This is a genomic window from Anaerorhabdus sp. (assembly GCF_036657415.1).
In the GTDB taxonomy this organism is placed as follows: Bacteria; Bacillota_I; Bacilli_A; order Erysipelotrichales; family Erysipelotrichaceae; genus Anaerorhabdus.
Map to the genome: position 1 here is coordinate 13,844 of NZ_JAVXGL010000007.1, position 12,383 is coordinate 26,226.

The 12,383-nt window shown below is 32.9% G+C and carries 12 protein-coding genes; 2 read left to right on the forward strand and 10 right to left on the reverse strand.

The annotated features are described in order from the left end of the window. The 3 genes from RSB60_RS01935 to RSB60_RS01945 all read right to left on the reverse strand — a co-directional run bounded on the left by RSB60_RS01935 (position 1) and on the right by RSB60_RS01945 (position 4,435). Positions 1–936, reverse strand: a complete 936-nt coding sequence (locus tag RSB60_RS01935; RefSeq protein ID WP_323381126.1) for an ABC transporter permease — start codon at positions 934–936, stop codon at positions 1–3. Between the two features lie 60 nt (positions 937–996). Further along, positions 997–2,631: a peptide ABC transporter substrate-binding protein gene (locus RSB60_RS01940; RefSeq protein WP_323381125.1), complete on the reverse strand. Its 1,635-nt coding sequence runs from the start codon at positions 2,629–2,631 to the stop codon at positions 997–999. A 172-nt stretch (positions 2,632–2,803) separates the two neighbouring features. Beyond that, a complete protein-coding gene (locus RSB60_RS01945; protein WP_323381124.1) occupies positions 2,804–4,435 on the reverse strand; it encodes a putative manganese-dependent inorganic diphosphatase in 1,632 nt (543 codons plus the stop codon). 119 nt (positions 4,436–4,554) lie between these two features. Between RSB60_RS01945 and RSB60_RS01950 the strand changes: the two genes are divergently transcribed. Together RSB60_RS01950 and RSB60_RS01955 are read left to right on the forward strand one after the other, a co-directional pair. Continuing rightward, on the forward strand, positions 4,555–5,256 hold the full coding sequence (locus RSB60_RS01950) for an AzlC family ABC transporter permease (RefSeq protein ID WP_323381123.1): 702 nt from the start codon (positions 4,555–4,557) through the stop codon (positions 5,254–5,256). Further along, positions 5,249–5,551, forward strand: a complete 303-nt coding sequence (locus RSB60_RS01955; protein ID WP_323381122.1) for an AzlD domain-containing protein — start codon at positions 5,249–5,251, stop codon at positions 5,549–5,551. Before RSB60_RS01950 ends, RSB60_RS01955 begins: the two co-directional genes overlap by 8 nt. On the opposite strand, the gene RSB60_RS01960 is transcribed toward RSB60_RS01955, so the two are convergent. The 7 genes from RSB60_RS01960 to RSB60_RS01990 all read right to left on the reverse strand — a co-directional run bounded on the left by RSB60_RS01960 (position 5,544) and on the right by RSB60_RS01990 (position 12,381). Then, entirely contained in the window at positions 5,544–6,059 is a 516-nt protein-coding gene (locus RSB60_RS01960) for a nitroreductase family protein (protein WP_332614230.1), read from the reverse strand. The genes RSB60_RS01955 and RSB60_RS01960 overlap by 8 nt on opposite strands. A gap of 10 nt (positions 6,060–6,069) precedes the next feature. Next, positions 6,070–6,930, reverse strand: a complete 861-nt coding sequence (locus tag RSB60_RS01965; RefSeq protein ID WP_323381120.1) for a methionyl aminopeptidase — start codon at positions 6,928–6,930, stop codon at positions 6,070–6,072. 2 nt (positions 6,931–6,932) lie between these two features. After that, positions 6,933–8,243, reverse strand: coding sequence for a M18 family aminopeptidase (locus tag RSB60_RS01970; protein ID WP_332614232.1), 1,311 nt, complete (start codon positions 8,241–8,243; stop codon positions 6,933–6,935). A gap of 5 nt (positions 8,244–8,248) precedes the next feature. Next, positions 8,249–8,761, reverse strand: coding sequence for a deoxyuridine 5'-triphosphate nucleotidohydrolase (locus RSB60_RS01975; protein WP_323381118.1), 513 nt, complete (start codon positions 8,759–8,761; stop codon positions 8,249–8,251). Further along, on the reverse strand, positions 8,758–10,044 hold the full coding sequence (locus RSB60_RS01980) for a patatin-like phospholipase family protein (RefSeq protein WP_323381117.1): 1,287 nt from the start codon (positions 10,042–10,044) through the stop codon (positions 8,758–8,760). The genes RSB60_RS01975 and RSB60_RS01980 overlap by 4 nt, the downstream gene beginning before the upstream one ends. A 91-nt stretch (positions 10,045–10,135) precedes the next feature. Beyond that, positions 10,136–11,317, reverse strand: coding sequence for an AfsR/SARP family transcriptional regulator (locus RSB60_RS01985; protein ID WP_323381116.1), 1,182 nt, complete (start codon positions 11,315–11,317; stop codon positions 10,136–10,138). Continuing rightward, a complete protein-coding gene (locus RSB60_RS01990) occupies positions 11,317–12,381 on the reverse strand; it encodes a type IV pilus twitching motility protein PilT (protein WP_323381115.1) in 1,065 nt (354 codons plus the stop codon). The genes RSB60_RS01985 and RSB60_RS01990 overlap by 1 nt, the downstream gene beginning before the upstream one ends. Positions 12,382–12,383: the final 2 nt, after the last annotated feature.

Here is a 12,383-nt window from a genome sequence, read left to right on the forward strand (position 1 = left end):
TTATACGCCCTCCTTTGCAATACGAATACGTGGATCAATTACACCGTAAAGCACATCTACAATTAACATCGTAAAAACATACAATGCAGAATATACAAAGGCACAAGCAATTACAACATTGTAATCATTGTTTTGAATTGCCAAAACCATAAGCGAACCTAAACCAGGTATACTAAATATTTTTTCGACTACCATTGAACCTGTTAATAATCCAACAAGCAATGGACCCATAACTGTAATAATTGGAATTAATGTATTACGTAATGCATGTCTAATTATTAATTTCCATTCTTTTATACCTTTTGATTGTGCTAATTGCACATATTCTGAATTTAATACTTCTATCATTTCAGAACGCGTAAATCGAGCTATATTTGCGATTGTAAATAGTGATAATGCAATCGTTGGTAAGACCGTGGATTTTTCTGGCATAGCAGGATTGTATAAAATAGGAAACAATCCCATTTTAAATCCCACAAAATATGCAAGTGCCAAGGCAAATACATACGATGGAACACTCACTCCAACAATTGATATCGCTGAACACAAGGTATCAATCCATGTATTGTGTTTAATAGCTGCAATAATTCCTAAAATCAAACCAATGACAGTTCCCAAAATCATCGCTTGAAGTCCAATACGAATTGTTACACCAAGACGAGCAACAATCATTGTAGTTACTGAAAAGTTTTTATTAATAACGTATGAAACACCAAAATCCCCTTTTAACATATTTGCTGCATAATTGAAAAACCGCACAAAGAATGGCTGATCTAAACCATATTTTGCATATAAAAGAACACGTTGTGCCTCTGTCAGTTTTTCATCATTAAAAGGTGACCCTGGCATAAATTCAAGCATTAAGAATAATACAAATAATATGACAAGTAATGTAGCTAAACTTATCAGTATTCTTTTTAATATATACTTGCTCATTATCCCTATCCCTTTCTTCTTAAAGAAATAGAGCGAGTTTTACTCGCCCTACTTACAAGTTTAATTCGTTTTCATATGACGATAGCTATCAACACCAGCACTGTGGAATTCTACACCACTAACATTTGGTTTAATCATCATTGCTCCACCATTTTGGTAAACTGGGATTACTCCTGCGTCTTCTTGTACTAGTACTTTTTCAGCTTCAACTAATAAATTCCAACGTGCTTGAGAATCTCTTGCAGATTCACCTTGTGTAGCTTCTAGCATTAAATCTTGGTATTTTTGATTTTCATATTTACCATAGTTATTAGAAGCACCCACCAAGAATAAATCTAAATAGGTTTGTGGATCAGCATAGTCTGGTCCCCAACGATGTAATGCCATTTGATATTCGCCATTTTGCATCATTTGTAAACGTGTCTTTTTAGGCTTACTATTTAATGTTACCGTCATACCAGGACAGTTTGTTTCTAGGTTATTTTGAACATATTCTGCAACTGCTTTACTTGCTTCAGTATCTTCAAATAATAATTCGATTGATACATCTTTACCTAAAGCTGCTTTTGCTTTGTCATAATATTCTTTTGCTTTTGCAGGATCATAATTTGTAATCTTGCCTGCTGTTTCACGGTATTCTTTACCATCAGGTCCAGTAGAAAGTTCAATTGGAATAATTCCATCAGCTGCTACAGATCCATCTTTTAATACATTTGTCGCAATTGTTTCACGATCTACTGCATACATGATTGCTTGACGCAAATCATCATTTGCTAGTTGAGGTACATCAAAATTAAGTGATAGGTACCATAAGTATCCTTGTAAACGATTTGTGAAACCTTCTTGATCTTTATAAGCATCTACCATTTCACCGCTTAATTTAACAACATCTAGATTTCCAGATTGGTATTCAAGCATTGCTGATTGAGTATCTTGAATAAATTTGAAATCAATTTCTTCAACATCAATTGTATCAGCTTTGAAATATTCAGGATTCTTGGCAAAACTATAACTGTTTCCAGGTGTCCAAGATGTCATTACATATGGACCATTGTAAATCATGTTTGCTGGTGATAAAGAATATTGATCACCTTGTGCTTCATAGAATTCTTGGTTTAGTGGAAAGAAACTTGGGAATGCTAATAATCCTAATAAGAAATCACATGGAGCGTCCAATGTCACTTCCAATGTCTTATCATCAAGTGCTTTAACCCCTAATTCATCAAGTGGTAATTCACCAGCTGCAACTGCATCAGCATTTTTCAAAGTGATTGTTGATAAGATGAATGCATATTCACTTGCTGTTGCTTGGTCAATTAAACGATGCCATCCATAAACGAAATCATTTGCGGTAACTGGTGTACCATTTGACCATTTCGCATCTGCTAAATGGAAAGTATAAACTGTTCCATCTTCATTTATATCCCAACTTTCTGCCATTTCAGGAATTGGCATATTGTTTTCATCTAGTTCTGTTAACCCAGAAAAAACCAAAGTTTGTGCAATAAACGATGTTCCATCAGTTGCGATATTATGATCCATCGTTGATAAATCAGTATCAGTCGCTACTACAACTTTTGACTTACCTTCAGTACTTGTTCCTCCAGTAGCGCCTCCATCAGCTGGTTTTGAACTACAACCAGCAACGAGGGCAATTACCAAGGCTAAAACTGTGAAATATTTGAGTTTTTTCATTTTTAGTCCCCCCTCAAAATATGTTTAAAGTATATGTTTTATATATAGGGGGTGTCAAGCGTTTTGTAATATTTTTCATCATAAATTGATAATTATTTTCATATAACACTGAAAATTGTTACATTTTCGTTTTTAATAAAACCTCATCCTGTTAAAGATGAGGCATTTTTTACTACATATTTTTGAGTATAGATGATAATTTCGGCATTAATTGCTGCTTTCTTGATATTATGTCATGATCATACCCTGAAGTTTCATCAAATTGCGTACTAATTAAGCTGCTCATTATATAAGACAAAGGTCCGGCATATACGAACATTGTCCCTTCTGCCATAACATGTGTAAACATCATTACTAGCAAATCAAGCTTCTTATCTTGAAGTTCTTTCTCTAGATTTTTCCTGAATTCTGGAAGTATCGCTTGAAGATCTTCAATATTATGATAATTGGTTTGTCCAATTCCTAAATGATATTTTCCAATATCGTAACTCTTTAAGTCACGGTTAAGTATTTGTGATGCTGTCGCATCTTTAAGTGCCACTGATGCACTTAACATTTCCACAGCATAGGTTTCAATATCAATATGTGCAAGTTCTGCTAACCACTCAGCTGATTTCTTGTCTAATTCAGTAGTTGTTGCTGATTTGAAGTGTAATGTATCTGATATAATAGCACTCAATAAGATACCACTCATTTGTTCATCTGGTTTTACACCATTTTCTTGATAAAGTTGTGAAACAATCGTTGCTGTACATCCACATCGTTGATTGCGATAGTAGATTGGATGATCTGTTTCAATGTTACCAATATGATGATGGTCAATTATTTCTTGAATATCCGCATCTTCTATATTGTTTATAGCTTGATTGCGTGCACTATGATCGACTAAGATAAATTTCTTACGACGATAGTTTTGCAAGTGATAACGAGATACCGCACCGACAATCTTACCTTCATCATTTAAAACAGGATAACTTCTAAAACGTGTATTCATCATCTTTTTAGCAACATCATCCACAAATTCATTTTCATTAAATGTCATTGCGTGGGTTGTCATGATAGGTTTAATTGGAAAAGCTTCATTAATAACCTTCGCAACCTTCATTGTATCCCAATCTGTTTGAAGAATAGCACAGCCACTCTCTTTAGCTAAACGTAATACACTTTCATCCACATCTTGGCCACATGTAATAATCAAACAACGTGCTCCGCATTCAATCAATTGACGTTGTTTTAGAATACCATCTGACATAATGCAGATACTACCATGTAAATCGTTCTCAAAACATTCAATATTTATCAAAGTAATAATAAATACTTTTCCACTTAATTCCATCTGTGCTGGTTCTAATATTATTTTCCCATTCACTGTTCTAGAAATTGAGTCTAGCGTTGCTGACTTCATTAAATATTCAATTTCTTCTGGAAGCATTAAACGAGTCATTGCTAAGTTTGATGTAGATATAATTCCAATCAAATCATCCTTATCATTCATGACACATAAGCTTCGATTACTAGCACCAAGCATTTCACTCCAAGCTTCTTTAAGAGTACTATCTTCTTTTATTTTATTTGCATGGTCAATTTCAATATCCAGTAATTGACTGCGTGCGTCTTTTAATAAAAGTGGATTCTCCAAATTAAAACGTTTCAGCACAAACTTAGTTTCATCATTTAATGGTCCTAATCGGCAAGCAATTGCATCTTCACCTAAAATTCTCTTTAAGTTTGCATATGCTAAAGCTGAGCAAATAGAATCAGAATCCGGATTCTTATGCCCAACTACATAAATTTTATCTCCCATAATTTCACCTTTTTCTTTGCATTATCATTTTACTAGATTAAACCATATATTTCAAATATTCCGCTATTTTTCCTTGCACTTTATTTCCTCGAGGGGTAAACTAAATCAAGGTGATAGAAATGCAGCGTTTTAAAAAGGGAATTCATGATGGATTACCCATTGGTTTAGGATATTTATCTGTATCATTTACCTTTGGGATGATTGCTACTGCATCTGGTCTAACTACGTTACAAGCAACTACATTGTCTTTATTTAATTTAACTTCAGCAGGGCAGTTTGCCGCAATCCAACTTATGGGTGCATCAGCTCCTATCTTTGAAGTTTTTCTAGCTACAATTATTATTAATTTTCGTTACGTATTAATGTCGATTTCATTATCACAAAAATTAGATAAATCGATTCGTTTAAAAGAAAAGATGATTATTGCTTTTGCGAACACAGATGAAATTTATGCAGTGGCACAATCACAAAGTGAACCTAATCATTTTACATATATGCTCGGTTTGATGACAATGCCGATAGTCGGATGGACACTTGGAACTTTCTTAGGAGGTACATTCAATTCGTTACTTCCTAGTTCACTACAGTCCGCTTTTTCAATTGCACTCTATGGTATGTTCATCGCAATTATTTTACCCGTTGCAAAGAAAATGAAATCTGTTACTTTTACAATTGCTATATCTGTTATATTAAGTACACTATTTAAGTATGTTCCTTTTTTAAATTTTATATCTGATGGTTTCTCAATCATCTTTTGTACATGTATTGGTGCTGCAATAAGTGCCACATTATTTCCAGTGGAGGTAAGTGACAATGAATAATTTTATTTTCTACTTACTTGCAACCGCTATTACTACTTACTTACTTCGAGCAATACCATTAATTTTTATTAAAGGCAAGATTAAAAATCGTTGGATATCTAGCTTTCTATTTTATATGCCTTATGCGGTATTAAGCGCTATGACATTCCCTGCAATTCTTACTTGTACTACTTCACTTGTCTCAGCTCTCGCTGGTCTAGCTACTGCTTTAGTCCTTGCGTATAAAGAAAAAGGGCTACTTACTGTTGCCCTTTGTGCTTGCCTTGCGGTATTTATTGTAGAACGATTTATCTAATTACTGAAAAAACATTTTGATGCCGTGGTTTAGCAGGAATATGTTCACCTTCTTGATAACCCACCACCAGTGATCCAATGCATGTGTATCCTTCAGGAACGCCACATGCTTTTTTTAATCCTGCATATTGAGGATCATTAAATACTTGTTTTGTACAATGAATCCAACATGTAGATAAATCACATGCCACTGCAGCATACATCATATTTGCCATGGCTAAAGTACAATCTTCTACAGGTGCTATTGCATCTTTTTTTGCAAAACATACAATCAATGTTGGCGCGTTATAATAAAGCGAATCTTCATTTCCTGTCGCAAGTCTTCCTATTTCTTCAATTACATCTTTTTTTTGAATAACTGTAAAAAACCATGCTTGTTCATTCATCGCACTTGCTGCCATTGTACCTGCCGCAAGTATTGTATGAAGATCATCATTTGTTATTTGTTCAGCTTTGTAAAGTCTCACACTTCTTCTTGTTTCAAAAATAGCTTTCTTTAAGTCATTCATTATATCACCTCTAATATGTTAAAATTTCAGGTCCGTCTTCGGTAATCAAAATCATGTGTTCAACTTGAGCAGAGGGCTTCCCATCACCTGTATAAATAGTCCATCCATTGTAGCGATCAATCACAACATTGGCTTTTCCAACATTAATCATTGGCTCAATTGTAAATATCATTCCTGGTACCAATAACATTCCAGTTCCTTTTTTACCAACATGTGAAATAAATGGATCTTCATGGAATTCAATACCCACACCATGTCCACCTAATTCACGGACAACAGAATATCCCATTTCACGTGCATATTCTGAAATAACGGCACCAATATCACCGACAAATCCCCATGGTTGAGCAGCCTCAATTCCACGACGCAAACATTCTTTTGTAACTTCAACAAGTTTCTTTTTTTCTTCATCTACTTCACCAATGCAAAACATTCTTGAAGCATCGCTATAGTAACCATCTAAAATTGTTGATACATCGACATTCACAATATCGCCATTTTTTAGTTTTCTAATACGACTTGGAATTCCATGACATACTTCTTCATTAATTGAAGTACATACACTTTTAGGAAATCCTTGATATTGATAAGGAGCACAAATCGCACCTTGGCTTGCAGTAAATTCTTTAACTAATACATCTATCTCTTCTGTTGACATACCTTCATGAATATTTTTTTCAACAAGATCAAGTACTTGTGTATTTATTTTTGCACTTTTTCTAATCTTTTCAATTTGTTCTGGTGTTTTAATTAATGAACGAGGGGGTACTTCTACTCCTTTTGCTTCATATTGTTTAATTTTGTCATCAATTGCTTTATGACATTCTTCATAGGATTTTCCACTACCACACCAACATTTTATTTCTTCCATATTTACACCTTCCATACTCTATAGCTATTTTGGCCTGTTCTTACTATATGTGAATCATAGAATGATTTACTCGCTTCTATCATTGTGTCCACATCTTTTGAACCTGCTGTTTCTAGTGCTGAGTGCATCGCTAATTGCGCACAGCCAATATCAACCGATAGAATACTTACATGGGCAATACTAATTGCACCCAGCGTTCCACCACCACGTTCATCAGAACGATTTGTATATGTTTGCCATGATAGTCCACTTTGTCGACAAATCTCTTTAAATAATGATGCTGAAATACCATCTGTTGTATAGCTTTGATTTGCATTGTATTTAATCACAATACCTTCATTCATCTCTACCTTATTTGTAGGATCAGACTTTTCTGGATGATTTGGATGAACAGCGTGTGCATTATCAGCCGAAACAATCATACTACTTGCTAAAGCTTGCTTAAGTTCATCATCACTCATTTTCAATCCCGATTGAATTCTTGTTAAAATATCCATTAAAAATGTAGAATCTGCTCCTTGTTTAGTACCACTACCTACTTCTTCATTATCGAAACAACAATACATACTAATTGTATCGCTATTCTCACCTTGTTTAAATCCTTGAAGTGTTGTATAAGCACATTGTAAATCATCTAAATGATATGCTGATACAAATTCATTGTCACTACCCCATACTCTTCCTTTTTCATAAGGGTACAAGAATAAATCAGTATCAATTATATCTTCTACATTAATTTCATATTCCTTTGCGATAAGTTTCATCATATCAAAATCTTTATCTTTTGAGCACATTGGCATTAAGTCAACTTGCGGATTTAGTTTTACACCATCATTGACCATGCGATTCATATGGATTGCTAAGTTAGGAATAAGACAAACCGGATAATTCAGACATATTGGTTTTATAATAATTTCATCCTTGTCTCTTATAATCAGTCTTCCTGCAATACTTAACAAACGATCCATCCAAGTATTGTAAATTGGACCCCCATAAACTTCAGTATTTATTATTTCATACCCCGCATTATCATTTTTACTACGTGGTTTAATTTTAAAACTTGGTACGTCACTATGTGAAGCCATTACATGAAAACTTGGATGTTCAAGTTTATTCCCAATTTTAAAGGCAATGATACTTGAATGATTTCTTACTACATAATATTTTCCACCTTTTTCAATCTGCCATGAATCACTTTCAATTAATTCTTTAAATCCTTCTTCTTTCAATTCTTTCTTAATTGAATCAACTGCCTGATAACTCGTTGGCGAATTAAAGACAAATTCTAACATTTTTTCAACTCTATTTAACATTTTCCTCACCTCTTATTTGTACTTCCAAATCCACCATTACGTGTATTCGTTGCATTGTCATCTTCTGTGATTCCAAATGACACAAATATTCCTTGTATCACAGCTTCACCTTTTTTTAACTCCACCATTAGATTCTCATGATTTTCATTCACAAGTGATAATTGAATATGTCCTTCATTATCTGAATGATAATAATCAGCGTCAATAATTCCGACGGTATTCGCTAAACGAAAGCCATATTTGAATCCTAGACTACTTCTTGGGTATAACTGTAGCACCCAACCTTCATCTATTTTAACACGTATTCCTGTCGGTATTCTTTTCTTTTCTAATGGCTCGAATTTCATATCAATGGGTATATAGAAATCATAACCTGCAGAACCTAATGTTGCACGTTTAGGAAGAATTATACCATCATAAATCTCTCTTACTTTTTCTTCTGAATCTTGAAATAATTTTAACCAATCTTCTTTAAACTGTTCAAAACTTACTTTTTCAAACTTCGCTACTTTGTTCATAGTTCCTCCCATCGACAATGTATACCTTTACTAGCAACAATCCATAATGCCATCGCAACCTCAAAACTAAATACATTCAGTATTAAGCTCCATGGTAACTTACCTTTTCTAGGGTAGCAAAGATAATGCACAAACTTCATAATCATTTCTTTTTTATCTAATGTTTGAATTGCTTTCATAATTTCCTTCACATGTAAGTCAGGAAGTAATTCATAATCTTCTTTGAAAGCATCCGCAAAGAAATCTTGGATTGATAACACTGTTTCATCTAAATCATATAGCTGATATGCATTCATATTAAACATCATCATAATATAATCCATGATTGCAAAATTAATTTCTTCTAAGGTCAAATATCCTTTATAAGTCATTCTATATAGTTTAGAAGTAACGGCATTATCAGCACTTATTAATAACTGTTTTCCAAGTTTATGATCATAAATCAACAATTGATAATAAAATAAATTAAAGAAATCAGGATATTTATCAACTTTCTTAAATGTATATCTTAAACCATCTAACTTACCAAATGATTTCATCGTATCATAATATCCTAAAGTAATATTATTATCAATTTGATTTTTATCAAAGTTCAAAAAACTACCAAGTGAAAAACTTGGCAAAATATAATGAATGTTTGGTTTATTCACAAATTGTGGATGGTTTGGCGTATCATTTAAATCTACTGCAATAATTTCTTGAGCACCTAATTGAATTGCAAGCTCAATCGGTAAATTATCATAATAACCACCATCAATAAAGTTTAAATCTTTAAACTCACATTTAGGAAAAGCAGGAAAACAAGAAGCACTTGCAAGTAAGTACGTTTCACCACAACCATCTTGCATGGTTTCTTTAGTAACGTAATGATATTTCAAGTTTGGAAATTCAACTGTAACTAACCCGAAATCAATTTTAGAGTCCATAAATTTTTGTTCATTGTAATATTCATGAATTAGTTCCTTAAGCGGTGTTATATCGGCCCCTTTTTCTTTTACATATTTCTTAAAAAATGATTTAACACGATTTGATTCTTTCAAAAATTCATCAATATTAAAATTCGCAGGCAATTCATCTTTTAGAATTCTTGTCATCGTCATGTTATCCCATAAATCAATTAATCTATCTTCATCATGTTGAACTAGTAATGCACCGTTTAAAGCACCTATTGAGGTTCCAGTAACAATATCAAACGATAAATTCAATTCTTTAAGTGCGCGAACAAAACCAGCTTCATAAGCTCCTTTTGTTCCTCCACCTGACAAAACAATAGCTCTTTTCATAATCCTTCTCCTAGCATCTATTATACAACATTCTTTGCCTTCTTTTTGTCTAGACAATTAAAAAAGCTAATATTTTATTATTAGCTTTAGATTACTGTTTTTGATCAATTGTAGGAAAGTGATTTGCATCTTCAACTTTATTTAGAGAACGTTCATGATATAGCAAACGAGCAACCTTACTATTAACTTTCGCATAGAACTTCTTTTGAATGCGCTCAATAACAACAAAGATATCTTCTGATTGCTTTACCTCAACCAAAATACCAAAATTATTAGTTGTAAAACTTGTATAGATATCTGTACGTCGAAGACTTTCAACAAGAATGTTTTCAAGAGCTTCGTGTAAATAATCTTGTTTATTTGCTTTCAAACTTTTAATCTCAAATAACAGAATATGATAATTCGAGTTATCACGACGTGCCTTACGCACATAGATTTGATATAACTTTTTAAATGTTAATTGTGAACAAAATAATGGACCATTCGCTAATGAATCTTCTTCAAAATCTTTTGATATCTCATCAATTCTTACAGTTTTTCCAACTTCCGATTCAGCACCTGTAAATAACTCACGAATATTATCGGATAAAGGAATTCCAAGTTCATCCTGAAATTTTCTTTTGGTTTTTTCAAAATAAGTTAAAGCTTTATTATAATCGCGTGTTTCGATAAGCGATCTACAATAAAAATAAATTAATGACTCTGAATATTGATTTATTTCTAAAGCCGCTTTACACACTTGTATAATCTCTGCATAATTTGGTGAACCTTTTCTAAATTCTTCATCACAAATTGTCACAATAGCTTTATTTTTGGATTCACTGAAATATTCACGAATTGACAGTATCCATTCATCATCAAATTCTTCAAGGAATTCACCTGTCATTTCATCCAAAAACTTCAAATCGCTGAAATTTTTATCTGCTAGAAGTTTTGAATAATTATCTTCAAATTTATCTAAATCAACAACTACATCAAGTTCAGGGTTTAACATATATCCCATTTTTGAAGTAATAATCCAATCAAAATCAAATGTTTTCGCTAATTCATTTCGAAGTCGAAATATGGCATATTTAATAGCGCTATTAGGGTTTTCACTTTCTGGCCAAAACGCACTTATCAACATGTCTTTTGAAACTATACGATTTCTGTAATACACAAAATACGCTACCAAACTAGATAGCTGTCTTCCCAACATTTCAGATACATCATATTGACGATTATCATAATTTAAGTAGAATCGTCCAAACATCTTGAAGTTTATTTCTTTCATCATGCTTTTCCTATCTTTTTCTCCATCAATTCAGAATTTACTGCATAGAGTAAAGCATTCTCTTTGGAAATTTTCCCTTCTTTATACAAACTAAATATAGAATCATCCATGGTAATCATGCCATCTTGTTTTCCAGATGCAATATAATTATCAATTTGATATGTTTTACCATCTCTAATTTGAGTACGAATTGCGTTATTCACAATTAAAATTTCAAAAGCTGGTACAAGTTTATTATCTATGGTTGGAATTAATAGTTGTGACACTACAGCTTGTAGAACCATTGATAATTGAACTTTAATTTGATGTTGTTGAGCTGAAGGAAATACATCGATGATACGATCAATCGTTTCAGCAGCTCCTAATGTATGTAATGTGGAAAATACTAAATGTCCTGTTTCAGCTGCAGACAATACTGTCTTAATTGTCTCATAATCACGCATTTCACCAACAAAAATAACATCCGGTGCTTGGCGAAGTGTTGCTTTCAAGGCATGGGTATAATCAATTACATCATTCTCAATTTCTCGTTGTGTCACAATTGACTTTTTATGCCGATGTAGAAACTCAATTGGATCTTCAATTGTAATGATATGGGATTTTCTTGAAGTATTTATACGATCAATAATACAAGCAAGTGTTGTCGATTTACCATTACCTGCACTACCCGTCACTAAAACAAGACCCTTTAGTTGTTTAGACAAGTTGATTACTGCTTCTGGTAACATCAATTCTTTATAATCTGGAAGTTCAGGTTTCACAACACGCAATACTGCTGATAATGAACCCCGTTGATAATAGATATTCACACGAAATCTTCCTAATCCAGAAATGGAAAATGAAAAATCATCATCCCCATTTTTTTCTAATTGTTCTTTTGTTTTACCCTTCTTCAACTCATAAATTTCATTAACTAGTGTTTCTGTATCATGAGGAAGAAGAGGACTTTCATCTAATTTATCCAAACTCCCATTACATTTAAAAGTTACAGGGCTACCTGTAATTAGAAATATATCTGAAGATTCAAGCTCAACTGCCTTTGTTAAGATTTCTAAGATCGTCATTG

What these genes read in the sequence shown, in the direction of transcription:
- RSB60_RS01935 (WP_323381126.1), bottom strand. Translation starts at nt 936, where the DNA reads ATGAGCAAGTATATATTAAAAAGAATACTGATAAGTTTAGCTACATTA.
- RSB60_RS01940 (WP_323381125.1), bottom strand. Translation starts at nt 2,631, where the DNA reads ATGAAAAAACTCAAATATTTCACAGTTTTAGCCTTGGTAATTGCCCTC.
- RSB60_RS01945 (WP_323381124.1), bottom strand. Translation starts at nt 4,435, where the DNA reads ATGGGAGATAAAATTTATGTAGTTGGGCATAAGAATCCGGATTCTGAT.
- RSB60_RS01950 (WP_323381123.1), top strand. Translation starts at nt 4,555, where the DNA reads ATGCAGCGTTTTAAAAAGGGAATTCATGATGGATTACCCATTGGTTTA.
- RSB60_RS01955 (WP_323381122.1), top strand. Translation starts at nt 5,249, where the DNA reads ATGAATAATTTTATTTTCTACTTACTTGCAACCGCTATTACTACTTAC.
- RSB60_RS01960 (WP_332614230.1), bottom strand. Translation starts at nt 6,059, where the DNA reads ATGAATGACTTAAAGAAAGCTATTTTTGAAACAAGAAGAAGTGTGAGA.
- RSB60_RS01965 (WP_323381120.1), bottom strand. Translation starts at nt 6,930, where the DNA reads ATGGAAGAAATAAAATGTTGGTGTGGTAGTGGAAAATCCTATGAAGAA.
- RSB60_RS01970 (WP_332614232.1), bottom strand. Translation starts at nt 8,243, where the DNA reads ATGTTAAATAGAGTTGAAAAAATGTTAGAATTTGTCTTTAATTCGCCA.
- RSB60_RS01975 (WP_323381118.1), bottom strand. Translation starts at nt 8,761, where the DNA reads ATGAACAAAGTAGCGAAGTTTGAAAAAGTAAGTTTTGAACAGTTTAAA.
- RSB60_RS01980 (WP_323381117.1), bottom strand. Translation starts at nt 10,044, where the DNA reads ATGAAAAGAGCTATTGTTTTGTCAGGTGGAGGAACAAAAGGAGCTTAT.
- RSB60_RS01985 (WP_323381116.1), bottom strand. Translation starts at nt 11,317, where the DNA reads ATGAAAGAAATAAACTTCAAGATGTTTGGACGATTCTACTTAAATTAT.
- RSB60_RS01990 (WP_323381115.1), bottom strand. Translation starts at nt 12,381, where the DNA reads ATGACGATCTTAGAAATCTTAACAAAGGCAGTTGAGCTTGAATCTTCA.